Below are 14,040 nucleotides of genomic sequence, written 5' to 3' on the forward strand. Positions count from 1 at the left end.
TGCACATTCATCAGTGTTTCCCTTGTGTGTCAATATTACGTTTTGCTTAAATGAGGTGAAAGGTTATGAAAGGATCCAGGCTGTTTCCGGCAGTGTTGCTGACGACCACCCTTCTGGCGGGCGGCGCGGTCGCACCGGCGCTGGCCGACGCGCCCGAGGTCTGCGAGTGCCGGGCGGGCCTCGAGATGGAGGGGACGCCCTGGATTCGGCTGATGCCGGGTGACATGACCGGCGGCTACTTCGTCCTGCGCAACCATGGCGAACAGGACCTCCGGATCGTCGCCGCGCAGGCGCCGATCTCCGAGGTGGTGGAACTGCACGAGCATGCCCACGTGGACGGGGTGATGCGCATGCGCCAGGTCGAGGGGCTGGACCTCCCGGCGGGCGAGACCCTGGTGCTGGAGCCCGGTGGCCTGCACCTGATGTTCATCGGGCTGCACGAGCCGCTGACGGCCGGCGACTGGATCCCGGTGACCCTGGAGTTCGCGGATGGCGAGACCATGGAGATCCATGCCCGCGTACAGCGTGGCGAGGGTGCCAGTGGCGGCCATTCGGGTGGCCACATGATGGAGGGTGACGCCCCTGGCATGGGTGCCGAAGGCGGACACCACGGGCACTGAGGCCCGGGGCTTGCCCGACTACTGATTGGCGGGCCGGTTCGGGATCTGGATGTCGGCATCCGCGCGCAGCGTCTCCAGGAATTCCTGGATGGCGCGGCTTTCGAGGATCTCGACCAGTTCGGCGCGCACGGCATTCAGTTCCGGCACCTCGATTTCGCGGGTCTCCTCCAGACGGATGAGGTGCCAGCCAAAGCGGCTTTCGACCGGCTCCGCGGTGGTTTCACCCGGCTCCAGGGCCACGGTGGCGTCGCTGAACGCGGGGACCATCTGCTCCGGAGAGAACCAGCCCAGCTCGCCGCCGCGGGCGGCCGAGCCGGGGTCGATGGAATGGGCCTCGGCCAGTTCGCCGAAGTCCGCGCCGTCGTCCAGCTCCGCGAGGAGTTCGCGGGCCTGCTGTTCCTCTTCGACCAGGATATGGCGGGCGCGGTACTCGGTGCCGCGCATCTGCTCAACCTGGCGTTCGTACTCCGCCTCGAGGTCGTCGCGGGTGATCTCCAGCTCTGCGGTGATGCGTTCCATCAAAAGCGAGGCCAGCAGGTTGGTCTCCACCATGCGCAGGATACGCCGGGTCTCGGCATCGGTATCCAGGCCGCGGTTGACCGCCTCCTGGCGCAACAGCTCCAGGCTGATCAGCTCTTCCAGCGTGCCATCACCCTCGGCCAGGCCCGGGTCCTCGTCCATGCCGGAGTAGGTAAACAGGTCGGCCCGGGTGATGGGCTCGCCGTTGACGAGGGCGACGGTGTCGACGTCGTCGGTATCGGTGGTGATCGCGTCCGTTTCGGCATCCGGTGCGGGCGCCTCCTGTGCGTCGCAGGCGACCAGCACACCGGCGAAGGCCAGGGTGGCGAGCGTGGTGGCAAGGGGACGAAGTCGCATCAGAACACCTGCTTGAAGGGGCGTACGTCGACCGCGGTGTACACGCCGGCCGCGACGTAGGGATCGGCGTCGGCCCACGTGCGGGCGGCTTCCAGGGACGGGAATTCCGCGACGATCAGGCTGCCGGTGAAGCCGGCCGGGCCGGGGTCGTTGCTGTCGATGGCGGGAAACGGGCCGGCCAGGACCAGCCGGCCGTCGTCGCGCAGGGCCTGCAGCCGGGCGACGTGTTCGGGCCGCGCGGCGAGGCGGGCATCCAGCGAGTCGGGGGCGTCCTGGCCCTGGATCATGTACAGCATGGGGTGTTCTCCTTGATTTTGGGTGCATCGTAACCGATCACTGGCCGCGCCTCGCGCTCCGGGTTCGCAGTTTTCCCGCTAAGGAAACACTGATTCATGTACACACCCGCGTTGGCACCCCAGGTTTTCCGAGACAAGGCGCGTCGTGCAGCGGGTAGTGGTTCTACCCGCAAGCGGCGCAACGCAGGATCGGGGAACCTGGGGTGCCAACCCCGAAGGGGCTCGGCCGCTTTTGCGTGCGCACTGCGTTGCGGTTCCCTTGTGCAGAGTGACTGCACGGCAGTCACCGCGCCTTGTTCGCACGCAAAAGCGACTCGAGCGCGGGCGTGTACATGAATCAGTGTTTTGTCAGGGCCGGCCCGTGCGCGTTCTTATGGGCGTGGCGGCGGATGCGCTACACTGCGCAGCCGATCCCCGCGTCGAATCGATCCATGATCTCGATCCACCCCGAAAACCCCCAGCCCCGGCTGATCCGGCAGGTCCTGGACCGGCTCCAGGACGGGGCCGTGATCGCCCTGCCGACGGATGCCTGCTATGCCCTGGCCTGCCTGCCGGGGGACAAGACCGGGGCGGACCGGATCCGCCGTATCCGCCAGGTGGACGAGACCCATCATCTGACCCTGCTGTGTCGCGATCTCTCCGAGCTGGGCGTGTACGCGAAGGTGGACAACACCGCGTTTCGCCTGATGAAGGCGCTCACGCCGGGGCCCTACACCTTTATCCTGCCTGCCACCCGCGAGGTGCCGCGACGTCTGCAGCATCCCAAGCGCCGCACCATCGGACTGCGCGTGCCGGCTAGTCCGATCCTGTCGGCGTTGCTGGCGGAGCTCGGATCACCGCTGATGTCGGCGACCCTGCAGCTCCCCGGGGACGAGAACCCGCTGAGCGAACCCTGGGAGATCGAGGATCGCCTGGGCAAGGTGGTGGATCTGGTGGTCGATGGCGGGGCCGGGACCCTGGAGGCGACCAGTGTGCTGGACCTGACCGGTGATGCCCCCGAGGTGATCCGTCACGGGATGGGCGATGTGGGATTTCTGGATGAATAGCCCCGGCCGCATACCGAGGCTACGGCGCGGCACGGCCGCAGGGAGGCGCAATGCGTAAGTGGGTGGTTCTGGCTGTGGTCGTGCTGGCGGTGGCCGCTGTGTGGCCGGTCGTGGTCGGCAAGCAGGTGGAGGGTACCGTTGCCGGAACGCACGAGGCCCAGCTGGGCGAGGTGCAGCTGCGCCACGAGATGCTTGAATACGAACGCGGCTACCTGGGCGCCAGCGGCCGCAGCCGGCTGATCCTGGAAGACCCCGACGGGCGCTTCGAGATCCCGCTGGTGCACGATATCCGTCATGGTCTGCTCGGGGCGCGCGGCGATTCGTTCGTGGATCTCGACACCCTGGCAGCGCCGGACGATTCCCTGCTCGGCCATCTGCTGCGCTCGCTGGATCTGCAGGTGCATTCGCGCTCGGGGATCGGCGGTGGGGTGACGACGCGCGTTGCGTTCGACGACCTGCGCATGGACCTGATGAGCGTGCCCGAGGTGGCCGAGCATGCCGCCACGGTGGGTGGCCCGCTGTGGCTGGATCTGGCGGCCGGCCAGGGTCGGTTCGCCTGGTCGGCCGAGCAGATCCTGGTGAGTCTGGATCTGCCGGAGCTGAGGCTGTCGGACGACACCTTCACCTGGGAGGCGCAGGACGCCCGCTACGCCACGGTGTTCGAGGCCGACGCCGACGGGGTCTTCGGGCGCCTGCCGGACTACGAGGGCGGCCTGGCGGCGTCCGTGGTGGAGCTGCGCGAGGGCGAGGCGAGTCGGCTGCGGATCGAGCGCCCGCGTCTGGATGCCTTCCAGCAGACCAACAACGACCGCATGGACTCGCGCCTGCGCCTGCAGGTCGAGCAGGCGCGCATGGACGATGGCGCCGGGGATGCGCTGACGCTGAGCGCCCTGGACCTGCAGGCGGGCATCCTGCGCTGGGATCGTCCCAGCCTGCTGCAGTTGCTCGGCGAACTGGAATCGATCGAGGCGCGTGGCATCAAGGGCGAGCAGCGCACTGCCCTGATCGGCGCGGCGATGATCGACGCCGTCGGCGGGATGATCGAGCACCGCCCGGTGGTCGAGCTCAAGGCATCGCTGAACGAGGAGCCGGCGCGTCAGGTCGCGCTGGACACCGAACTGGGGCTGTACGGCACGCAACAGACCTTCGCTACCCGTCCGCTGGAGACGCTGCGGCTGGACAGCGAACTGCGTCTCGGGCTGGAATGGGTGGCCGAATTCGACGCCGCCTATCCCGATATCGACCTGGATGCACAGCTGCACGCCCTGGCGGCCGATGGCTGGCTCCGCCGCGATGCCGAGGCCGGGTACTGGCACAGCACGCTGGCCATGGCGGACGGCCGGGTGCATATCAACGACGTGGATCGCACGGCCATGCTGCTGGCGATGCTGTTCGCCTTTTCCGGCGGCATGTTCTGAGACGACTGACCGGGCGTGGATGCGCCCGTTTCCTGACAGGAAGGGATTGATTCCGTGAGCAGCAATCAGGGTAGCAACCAGCGTGTGCTCTCCGGCATGCGCCCCACCGGGCGCCTGCATCTGGGCCATTATCACGGTGTGCTGAAGAACTGGATCGAGTTGCAGCACAACTACGAGTGCTTCTTCTTCGTCGCCGACTGGCATGCGCTGACCACCCACTACGAGGACCCCGGTGACCTGCAGCAGCATGTGACCGAGATGGTCATCGACTGGCTGGCGGCAGGGGTCAGCCCCGGGTCCGCGACACTGTTCGTGCAGTCGCGCGTGCCCGAGCATGCCGAGCTGCATCTGCTGCTGTCGATGATCACGCCGCTGGGCTGGCTGGAACGGGTGCCGACCTGGAAAGACCAGCAGGAGCAGCTGCGCGAGAAGGATCTGGCGACCTACGGCTTCCTCGGCTACCCGGTGCTGCAAAGCGCGGACGTGCTGGCCTACCGCGCCGGCATGGTCCCGGTGGGCGAGGACCAGGTGTCGCACCTGGAGGTCACGCGCGAGATCGCGCGCCGCTTCAACCACCTCTACGGCCGCGAGCCGGGCTTCGCCGAGAAGGCGGAGGCCGCTGCCGACAAGATGGGCAAGAAGGCCGCCAAGCGTTACCGCGACCTGCGCAAGCGCTACCAGGAGCAGGGCGAGGACGAGGCCCTGGAGGTGGCGCGGGCGATGCTCGAGTCGCAGCAGAACATCTCGCTGGGCGACCGCGAGCGCCTGTTCGGCTACCTCGAGGGGGGCGGCAAGATCATCCTGCCGGAACCGCAGGCGCGCCTGACCCCGGCCTCGAAGATGCCGGGGCTGGACGGGCGCAAGATGTCCAAGAGCTACGGCAATACCATCAGCCTGCGCACCGAGCCGGCCGAGGTGGAGAGCCTGATTCGCACCATGCCCACCGACCCTGCGCGGGTGCGGCGCACGGACCCCGGCGATCCGGCCAAGTGCCCGGTGTGGGATCTGCACAAGGTCTACACCAGCGAGAGTCAGCGTGAGGAACTCTACACCGGCTGCACCACGGCCGGTATCGGTTGTCTGGACTGCAAGCGGCCCCTGATCGAGGCGGTGCAGGCGGAGCTGGAGCCGATCCAGCAGCGCGCGAAGGAATACGCCGAGGACCCCGCGCTGGTCCGGTCCATCATCGTCGAGGGCTCCGAGGCGGCCCGCGAGGAGGCGCGCGAGACCCTGGAAGAGGTGCGCCGGGCCATGGGGCTGGACTACCTGCGATGAGCCCGGGGCATGGATCCGCACGCTGACGCGAACGACGACCTCGAGCGCCCCGCGACGGTCGAGACCGGCGCGGACGGCGAGGTGCTTTATCGCGTGCATGGCGAGCCGGTGGCCGAGCTGCCGGCCGATCTCTACATCCCGCCCGATGCCCTGGAGGTCTTTCTTGACTCCTTCGAGGGGCCGCTGGATCTGCTGCTTTACCTGATCCGGCGGCAGAACCTCGACATCCTGGCGATCCCCATCGCCGAGATCACCCGCCAGTACATGGCCTACATCGAGGTGATGCGGGCGCTGCGCCTGGAGCTGGCCGGCGAATACCTGGTGATGGCCGCGCTGCTGGCCGAGATCAAGTCGCGCATGCTGCTGCCGCGGCCGAAGGAGGCCGAGGCGGACGAGGATGCCGACCCGCGCATGGCCCTGATCCGTCAGTTGCAGGAGTACGAACAGTTCAAGACCGCGGCCGAGCGCCTGGATGCCCTGCCGCGCATGGACCGTGACGTGTTCGCCGCGGGCGCCAGCGTCGAGGCACTGGAGGGCCCGCCGCCCCCGGCCCCGAGCATGGACGAGCTGATGGAGGCCCTGGCCGCGGTGATGCACCGCGCCAGTCTGATGGCGCACCACCATGTCTCCACCGAGCAGTTGTCGGTGCGCGAGCGTATGTCCAGCATCCTCGACAGCCTGCACCCCGAGCGCTTCACCGATTTCGTGGCCCTGCTGCTGGCTGCCGAGGGGCGCCAGGGCGTGGTGGTATCGTTTCTGGCGGTGCTGGAGCTGACCAAGGCGGGCCTGGTCGAATGGGGCCAGAGCGAGCCCTACAGCCCCATCCGGCTGCGCCGGCGCGGGGCGGCCGTAGACGATGAGGGGGGAGTGCCGGCGTGAGCGACACGATGGATTCAACGATCCACGCACCAGTGGCGGCCGCAGATGACGATCAGCTGCGGGCCGTCGAGCTGGCGGTGGAGGCGGTGCTGTTCGCGGCCGCCGAGCCCGTCGCCCCCCGCGACCTGAAGGCGGCCTGCGAGGACCTCGGCGAGATCGATCAGGCGTTACTCGAACAGGCGCTGGGCCGTCTTGAGGAGCGCTACCGGGACCGCGCCATTGAACTGGTTCGGTCCGCCGGGGGCTATCGCTTCCGCGTGCGCTCGCGTTTCTCCGCCACCGTACAGGCGGCTCAGCCCGAACGCCCGGCGCGCCTGTCGCGGGCGCTGCTGGAGACGCTGGCGATCATCGCCTACCGCCAGCCGGTCACGCGCGCGGAGATCGAGGCCGTGCGCGGCGTGGCGGTCAGCTCGGGCATCATGCGCACGCTGCAGGAGCGCGAATGGGTGCGCGTGGTGGGGCACAAGGAGGTCCCCGGACGGCCCGCGCTGTATGCGACCACGCGCGGCTTTCTGGACGACCTGGGGCTCAAGCGCCTGGAGGAGCTGCCGCCGCTGGACCAGATCCGCGATCTGGCCGACGTGGCGTCGGACGCGGGGCTGAGCCTGGCACCGCCGGAAGCGGAAGAAGACACTGGCCCGGGCACGAACCAGCGGCTGGATTTCGACGTCGCAGACGCCGAGCCGGAACCGGACTCCCGGTCCGGCTCAGCCCATAGTTAGCACTGGGCCGTTTCGGCCGCCTCGGGGCAGTCGTGCTGCACCAGACGGTTCTCGGCCAACCACTCCATGATGCCGTCGGTCACGTTGTAGAGGTTGTCGTAGCCGAGACCGTCCGCCAGCGCGCGGGCGAGGGCGCTGGTCCGGTTGCCCACGCGGCAGATCAGCACGACCTCTTCGTCCGGGTCCACCAGGTCGGTGAAGCGTTGCCCGAACTCCGGATGCAGGTCGCCGTTCTCGTCGAAAGCGGTAATGCGATGGCTGCCCTCGATCACGCCGGTCTCCGCCCACTCGTCCGGCCGGCGGATGTCGACGATTTTCGCGCCTTCCTCGATCTTCTCCGCCAGTCCCTCGTTGTCCAGGCCACTGAAGGGCGCCCGCTCGACCTCCAGCACCTCGACCTCGAAGCGCAGCGTGGCGTTGGACGGGATGATGTTGCCCGCGCCGCGTTCGCCGTAGCCCAGCTCCGGCGGGATCACGATCTCGCGCTTGCCGCCCTCGCGCATGCCCATCACCCCCTGTTCGAAGCCCGGGATGACCTGACCCCGGCCTAGGGTCAGCGCGAACGGGGTACCGGACTCGCGACTGGAGTCGAACACGCGGCCGTCGTCTTCCAGGGTCCCGGTGTAATGCAGGGTCGCCGTGTCGTGGCGAACAATCTCCGGACCCTCCCCGCGTTCCACCTCGTGGATCTCGATGGAGGGCTCGGATTCCGCACTGGCGGTTGCCGTGACCATCAGGGCCGCAACCAGCGCGGCCGAAAACATAACAATAGGTGTATATGCGAACTGATGAATTGTGTTGTTCATTATGTAGATCTCGCTAATATTAAAACTTTGTGATCGGACTTTATTGTCAGTGACTTGCAGTGGCGTTGTGGTCGGCATTCTACATCGTATTCCCGGCCCCGAATACAGGTGTTAGAAGCGGTATTCTGGAATCGGTAAAAAATCCCGATCTTTTGTTGCAGGTTTTTAGAGGATGTACTAAAACTGCACTCGGCTGTCCCAGGGAGAGAGGGTCAGCACATGCGATTTCGATCCGAGTACAAGCCGGAGGCTGGCAAATGACAGACCACAAGAATGACCACACCGAACTGCAAAACAAGTCCGACGAAGAGATCAACGAAGCCGGGGAGCTGACCGAGACGGGCGCGGCCCGCCGTAGCTTCCTGGGCAAACTGGGCAAGGGCGGCGCCGCCCTGGCCGTGTTCGGCATGGGGGCGGAAACCGCCATGCAGACCATGTTCAACCGCAGCACCCTGTCGAGCGCCGTCGCCGCCGGCATCGAGGGCTTCCACGTGGACGGCAAGGTGGACGGGTTCATCTGGCTGAATGATCGCCCGATCAACGGCGAGCTGCCGCCGCACCTCCTGCACGACGAGGTCACCCCGTTCCCCAACATGTTCATCCGCAACAACGGTGTCCCGCCGGAAAAGGCCGGCATCGATGCCGCGGCCTGGACCCTCACCGTGCACGGTGAGGCGGCAAATCAGGAGAAGTCCTACACGATCGCCGATCTCAAGGAGAAGTTCGAGCACCATACCCTGCAGATCTGGATCGAGTGTGGCGGCAACGGCCGTGCCGCATTCGAGCCGTCCCCGCGTGGCAACCAGTGGGATCTGGGTGCGGTCGGCTGCCCGACCTGGACCGGTGTGCGCCTGCGCGACGTGCTGGAAGACGTCGGCTACGACGCGGACAAGGCCGTGTACATCGGTTACAAGGCGGGCGATGCCCACCTCAGCGGTCGCGACGACCTGGACGCCCTGTCCCGTGGCTGCCCGATGCGCAAGGCCCTGGAGGACGAGACCCTGATCGTCTGGGCGATGAATGGCGAGGACATCCCGGAACAGCACGGCTACCCGCTGCGCCTGATTACGCCTGGCTTCCCGGGTTCCGCCAGCGGCAAGTGGCTGACCGAGATCCTGGTGCGCGACCGCGAGCATGATGGTCAGGGCATGACCGGCCACAGCTACCGCGTGCCGCGTCATCCGGTGGAGCCGGGTGCTGACGTGCCGAACGAGGACATGGTCGTCCTCGAGGAAATGCCGGTGAAGTCGCTGATCACGTATCCGCAGACCGGCGTCGAGACCTCCGCTGGTAGCACGCTGAAGGTCGAGGGCAAGGCGTGGGATGGCTACGGCGATGTCGAGGAGCTCCACGTGTCGACCGACTACGGGGTGACCTGGCAGAAGGCCGACCTGAAGCGGCCGGTCAACAAGTTTGCCTGGCAAACCTGGGAGGCGGACATCGAGTTCCCCGAGCAGGGCTTCTATCAGGTGTGGGCCGTGGCCACCAACAGCAAGGGTGACCGTCAGCCGATGGTGCTGCCGGGCTGGAACCCGCGCGGTTACGGCAACAACAAGGCCCACCACATCGATGTCCGAGTCAAAGCGTAAGGAGCACTAATGAAGTCGAAGATGGTCCTGTTGTTGCCGGCCATCCTCGGCCTCCTCTGGGTGGCGCCCGCGATCGCGGGCGACCACGTCGAGGCCGCCGAGGAGTACGAGACCGATCCGGAAACCGGCCTGCTCAAGGCCCCGGGGTTCGATACCGTCAAGAATAATTGCACGGTCTGCCACTCGGCCCGGTTGTTCACGAGCCGCGGGTACACCCGCAAGATCTGGCTGGAACAGATCCGCTGGATGCAGGACACCCAGGGGCTCTGGGAGTTTTCTCCCGAAGTGGAGGAAGAGATCCTGGACTACCTGGAAACCTACTACCCACCGAGTTGATCCTGACACGGTGATGACGAAACGCCCCGGCTGGTCCGGGGCGTTTTTTTGTGGCCTCACTGCATGTTGGCAGGGCGTCGCGCGGGTCGGCGGAAGCGCCTCGGGGATCCGGCTATCCGGCGTTGGCGGGTGTGATTGCCCAGCAGCGATGGGGAGGCGGCGGACGGCGGAAATCCTCGTCCAGGGTCTCGCGGGTGATGTCGCGGGCAACGAGCCCGGTCAGCGCCGCGTGGTCCAGCTCGAAGCGGCGACGGTTGGTAGAGAAGTACAGCACGCCATCCGGGGTGAGCAGGCGCGCCGCCGCAAGGATCAGCGGCACATGATCACGCTGGACCTCGAAGTCATCCTCGGTGCGCTTGGAGTTGGAGAAGGTGGGCGGGTCCAGAAAGATCCGCTCGAAGACCATGCCGGGCATGTCGGTGGCGCCCTCCAGCCAGCGCACCACGTCCTCGCGCAGTAGCGTGTGGGTGCCCGGAAGGCGACGGCTGCGGCCATCGCGGATCTCGGCCTCCAGGCCATTGGCGCGGAAGTTCGCCTCGGCCCATTCCAGGTAGGTATTGGACAGGTCCACGGACACGGTCTGGCGTGCGCCCCCCACCGCGGCATGCACGCTGACCGCGGCGGTGTAGCAGAACAGGTTCAGCAGGCGCAGGTCGCGGCATTCCTGCTGCAGTCGCAGGCGCATCGGGCGGTGGTCCAGGAACAGTCCGGAATCCAGGTAGGCATCCAGGTCCACCCGCAGGCGGCAGCCGTGTTCGACCACCGTGAAGGGCGCGGCCTCGGCGGCCTCGGCGGCCTCGGCGCGCTGGTACTGCGAGCGTCCCTTCTGGGCCCGGCGTTGCTTGTAGTGCAGGTGCGCGGGTTCGACGCCGGTGACCTCCAGGGTGGCGGCCAGTGCGCCACGCAGGCGGGCCTCGGCTCGGGCGGGCTCGACGCTGGCGGGGGCGGCGAACTCCTGCACATGCAGATGCAGCGTCCCGTCTTCCGCCTCGTAGCGGTCAATCTGCAGGGGATATTCGGCCAGGTCGGAATCGTAGATGCGGTAGCAGGTGATGCCCTGGCGCCGCGCCCAGCGGGTCAGGTGACGCAGGTTCTTCTGCAGCCGGTTGGCGAAGTCCGGCGCCGGGATAGCGGGCGGTTCCTCGCGCCGATGGATCTCGAACTGGAGCAGGTGGCAGGCGAGGGTGCCGTTGTAGAAGCGGTGCTTGTGGCTGGCGCGCAGGCCCAGGCGCTGCGAGTCGGTGGTGTCCGCGACCAGCAGGGCGATATGCCAGCCGCCAAACGCGCTGCGCAGGCGCTCGCCCAGCAGGCTGTAGAGCTTGATCAGCTCCGGTGTGTTGCCGATGCGTTCGCCGTAGGGCGGGTTGCTGACCAGCATGCCGTGATCGGCCGGGGGCTGCAGGGTCAGGGCATCGGCCTGATCGAAGCGCGTGCAGTCGCCCACCCCCGCGGCCCGGGCCGCCTTGCGGGCGGCGGCCACCGCGCCCCGGTCGCGGTCGCTGCCCAGCAGGGGCGGGCCGTCCCAGGGGCGCACGGCGTCGCGGGCCTCGGCCAGGCAGCGGTCCCAGAGCTCCGCATCATGGCCGGACCAGCCCCGGGCCCGGAATCCCGCGCGCAGCAGCCCCGGTGCGGTACGGGTTGCCATCAGCGCCGCCTCGATCACCAGCGTCCCGCTGCCGCAGAACGGGTCGAGGAACGGCGCGTCCGGATGGGCCTCCAGGTGCTCCGGCCAGCCCGCACGCATCAGCAGCGCGGCGGCCAGGTTCTCGCGCAGCGGGGCCTGGCCGCCTGCGCCGCGATAGCCGCGCCGGTGCAGGCCCCCGTTACCGATGTCCAGGCTCAGCTGCGCCTGCCGGCCCTGCAGTTGCAGCAGTACGCGTACGTCCGGGTCGGCCGCGTCCACGTCGGGGCGTTCGCCGGTGGCGGCGCGGAAGGCGTCGGCGATGCCGTCCTTCACCCGCACCCCGGCAAAATGGGTATGCCGGATGTGCGAACTCTTGCCCGTCACGTCCACCGCGAAGGTGGCGCCGAGACCGAACAGGGCGGGCCAGTCCAGGGCTCGGCTGGCGGCGTGGCAGGCATCGCCGTCGGGTTCGTCGAAGCGGGCCAGGGGCAGCAGGATGCGGCTGGCCACCCGGCTGCCGAGCAGGCAGCGGTACAGCGTGGCAAGGTCCGCCCGGAAGTGGATGCCGGCGCGGTCCTCGCGCAGATTCGTCGCGCCGAAGCCCTCCAGCTCCCGTGCGACCAGCGGGGCCAGCCCGCCGGCGGCGGTCGCCAGATACACGCGGGTGGTGGCCGCCGGGTCGTAGGGCAGGATCGTGTCGTCGGCAGGGGTGTCGGTCATTGCGGGCTCGGACAGGCAGGGCGGGAAGGCCGCTTATTCTGGCACACCCGGCGGCGAGTTCGGCCCTCAGCGCAGCAGGCGGCGACGGATCAGGAAGGTCGCGAGGATGATGGCGCCGACGCCGTAGGCGGTGATCACGGCCAGATGCGGGAGCCACGCGTCCGGCCAGGCGCCGGTCATCAGCGGGCGCACGATCTCCAGCACATGCGCCAGTGGCAGGGCCAGCGCCAGGCCCTGCACCCAGCCGGGCAGCTCGGTCAGCGGGAAGAACACCCCGGAGAGCAGGAGCATGGGGGTGACGGCCAGGGTGAAGTAGTAGAGAAAGAAGTCGTAGCTGCGCGCCAGCGCGGTGATCACCAGGGCCAGCGCGCCGAAGGTGAATGCGGCCAGGAAGATCACCGGCAGCGCGAGCAGTGCGCGGGCATCGCTGACCAGCCCCAGCAGGCTGGCGACGACCAGGATGGTGATGGCGCTGATCAGGCCCTTGGTCGCCGCCCAGACGGCCTCGGCGAAGACGATGTCGTCGAGCGTGAGCGGCGTGGCGAGCATGCCCAGCCAGGTGTTCTGCTCCGCCATGCGGGTGTAGGCGGAATACATGCCCTCGAAGCTGGCGGTGAACATCGCGGAGGAACAGATGATGCCCGAGGCGATGAACACCATGTAGCGCATGCCGTCGAGATCGCCGACCAGGCTGCCGAAGCCGTAGCCAAACGCCAGCAGGTACAGGATCGGCTCGCCGAAGTTGCCGAGCATCGACGGCACGATCAGCTTGCGCCAGACGAGCGCATTGCGTCGCCAGACCGCGACAAAGCGCAGGCTGGGGCGGGGCAGCAGGGGCATCGCGGGATGGGCCATCAGTCGCGCAGTTCGTGTCCGGTGAGTTTCAGGAAGACGTCTTCCAGGTCGGCCTCGCGCAGGGTGGGCTCGTGGCCGAGCGCGCGCAGGCGTTCGCGCAGGCGGTCCGGCTCGGTCGTGTAGACCAGCCAGGTATCGGCCACCTGGTGGGCGCGGTCCTTCGCCCCCAGTTCGCGCTGCAGCACATCGCCGGCCCCGGCCCCGCCGACGGTCAGCACCCAGGGTTCGATGTGCTCGGCGATCAGACGGCTGGGGGCGTCACAGGCGATGATGCGGCCGTGGTCGATGATCGCGATGCGATCGCACAGCTCCTGGGCTTCCTCCATGTAATGCGTGGTCAGCACCAGAGTGACCCCGGAGGCGCGCAGCGCCCGTAGCTGGCGCCACAGGTGATGGCGGGCCTGTGGGTCCAGCCCGGTGGTGGGCTCGTCCAGGACCACGACCTCGGGCTCGTTGATCAGGGCGCGCGCGAGGGTCAGGCGTCGCTTCATGCCGCCGGACAGGGCATCGATGCGGGCGCCGCGCTTGTCGTTCAGGTTGACCTGTTCCAGCAGGTGGTCGATGCGTGCCTCGACGCTCGGCCCGGACAGCCCGAAGTAGGCCGCATAGGTGCGCATGTTCTCGATCACCGTGAAGTCGGGGTCGAGAGTGTCGAACTGCGGGACGATGCCCAGCCGTTCGCGCACGGCGCGTTCGCCCTCGGGCATTGGCAGGCCCAGGACCTCGACCCGGCCACCGTCGATCGGGGTCATGCCGAGCAGCATGCGCAGGGTGGTGGTCTTGCCGGCCCCGTTGGGACCCAGCAGCCCGAAGAATTCGCCCGGAGCGATCTCGAGGTCCACGCCGTCGACCACGTGGACGCCGTCGTAGGTCTTGCGGAGCTGGTCGATACGGATCGCGGACACGGCGGGACTCGCGGCGAAGGGGTGCGCATACCATACCGGTTCGGGGGCCTGCTCCCAATGGCCCGGGGCCGCG

The 14,040-nt window shown here is 67.9% G+C and carries 14 protein-coding genes; 8 read left to right on the forward strand and 6 right to left on the reverse strand.

Going from position 1 to position 14,040, the window contains the following annotated elements; translation table 11 throughout:
- The first annotated feature begins 65 nt into the window (after positions 1-65).
- Entirely contained in the window at positions 66-620 is a 555-nt protein-coding gene (locus D103_RS0106190) for a copper chaperone PCu(A)C (RefSeq protein ID WP_038028427.1), read from the forward strand.
- A gap of 18 nt (positions 621-638) precedes the next feature.
- Here the strand turns inward: D103_RS0106190 and D103_RS0106195 are convergent, their stop codons facing one another.
- Together D103_RS0106195 and D103_RS0106200 are read right to left on the reverse strand one after the other, a co-directional pair.
- Complete coding sequence (locus D103_RS0106195) at positions 639-1,496, reverse strand: peptidylprolyl isomerase (protein WP_018866494.1); 858 nt, start codon at positions 1,494-1,496, stop codon at positions 639-641.
- Entirely contained in the window at positions 1,496-1,792 is a 297-nt protein-coding gene (locus D103_RS0106200) for a YciI family protein (RefSeq protein WP_018866495.1), read from the reverse strand. The genes D103_RS0106195 and D103_RS0106200 overlap by 1 nt, the downstream gene beginning before the upstream one ends.
- A gap of 431 nt (positions 1,793-2,223) precedes the next feature.
- On the opposite strand from D103_RS0106200, the gene D103_RS0106205 reads away from it, so the two are divergent.
- Genes D103_RS0106205 through scpB form a run of 5 tightly spaced genes read left to right on the forward strand, consistent with a single transcriptional unit; the run spans position 2,224 to position 7,132 of the window.
- Positions 2,224-2,838: an L-threonylcarbamoyladenylate synthase gene (locus tag D103_RS0106205; RefSeq protein ID WP_018876183.1), complete on the forward strand. Its 615-nt coding sequence runs from the start codon at positions 2,224-2,226 to the stop codon at positions 2,836-2,838.
- A 50-nt stretch (positions 2,839-2,888) separates the two neighbouring features.
- Positions 2,889-4,256: a DUF945 family protein gene (locus D103_RS0106210; RefSeq protein WP_018876184.1), complete on the forward strand. Its 1,368-nt coding sequence runs from the start codon at positions 2,889-2,891 to the stop codon at positions 4,254-4,256.
- A 54-nt stretch (positions 4,257-4,310) separates the two neighbouring features.
- On the forward strand, positions 4,311-5,531 hold the full coding sequence (locus D103_RS0106215; RefSeq protein WP_018876185.1) for a tryptophan--tRNA ligase: 1,221 nt from the start codon (positions 4,311-4,313) through the stop codon (positions 5,529-5,531).
- A 9-nt stretch (positions 5,532-5,540) separates the two neighbouring features.
- A complete protein-coding gene (locus D103_RS0106220; protein WP_018876186.1) occupies positions 5,541-6,410 on the forward strand; it encodes a ScpA family protein in 870 nt (289 codons plus the stop codon).
- Between the two features lie 8 nt (positions 6,411-6,418).
- Positions 6,419-7,132 (forward strand): SMC-Scp complex subunit ScpB, encoded by a 714-nt coding sequence (scpB, locus tag D103_RS0106225; protein WP_019592967.1) that lies wholly within the window; start codon positions 6,419-6,421, stop codon positions 7,130-7,132.
- Here the strand turns inward: scpB and D103_RS0106230 are convergent.
- Entirely contained in the window at positions 7,129-7,896 is a 768-nt protein-coding gene (locus D103_RS0106230; protein ID WP_018876187.1) for an FKBP-type peptidyl-prolyl cis-trans isomerase, read from the reverse strand. The two genes, scpB and D103_RS0106230, sit on opposite strands and share 4 nt — an antisense overlap.
- Before the next feature lie 299 nt (positions 7,897-8,195).
- Here D103_RS0106230 and D103_RS0106235 point away from each other — a divergent pair, with 299 nt between their 5' ends.
- Both D103_RS0106235 and D103_RS0106240 read left to right on the forward strand, forming a co-directional pair.
- On the forward strand, positions 8,196-9,527 hold the full coding sequence (locus tag D103_RS0106235) for a sulfite oxidase (RefSeq protein ID WP_018876188.1): 1,332 nt from the start codon (positions 8,196-8,198) through the stop codon (positions 9,525-9,527).
- Between the two features lie 9 nt (positions 9,528-9,536).
- Positions 9,537-9,863, forward strand: a complete 327-nt coding sequence (locus tag D103_RS0106240; protein WP_018866503.1) for a hypothetical protein — start codon at positions 9,537-9,539, stop codon at positions 9,861-9,863.
- A 112-nt stretch (positions 9,864-9,975) separates the two neighbouring features.
- Here the strand turns inward: D103_RS0106240 and rlmKL are convergent, their stop codons facing one another.
- The 3 genes from rlmKL to D103_RS0106255 all read right to left on the reverse strand — a co-directional run bounded on the left by rlmKL (position 9,976) and on the right by D103_RS0106255 (position 13,967).
- Positions 9,976-12,207 (reverse strand): bifunctional 23S rRNA (guanine(2069)-N(7))-methyltransferase RlmK/23S rRNA (guanine(2445)-N(2))-methyltransferase RlmL, encoded by a 2,232-nt coding sequence (gene rlmKL / locus D103_RS0106245; RefSeq protein WP_018876189.1) that lies wholly within the window; start codon positions 12,205-12,207, stop codon positions 9,976-9,978.
- 66 nt (positions 12,208-12,273) lie between these two features.
- Positions 12,274-13,062 (reverse strand): ABC transporter permease, encoded by a 789-nt coding sequence (locus D103_RS0106250; RefSeq protein ID WP_018876190.1) that lies wholly within the window; start codon positions 13,060-13,062, stop codon positions 12,274-12,276.
- Positions 13,062-13,967, reverse strand: a complete 906-nt coding sequence (locus D103_RS0106255; protein ID WP_018876191.1) for an ABC transporter ATP-binding protein — start codon at positions 13,965-13,967, stop codon at positions 13,062-13,064. Before D103_RS0106255 ends, D103_RS0106250 begins: the two co-directional genes overlap by 1 nt.
- Between the last annotated feature and the right edge of the window lie 73 nt (positions 13,968-14,040).

The organism is Thioalkalivibrio sp. ALE31 (genome assembly GCF_000377405.1).
Classification (GTDB): domain Bacteria; phylum Pseudomonadota; class Gammaproteobacteria; order Ectothiorhodospirales; family Ectothiorhodospiraceae; genus Thioalkalivibrio.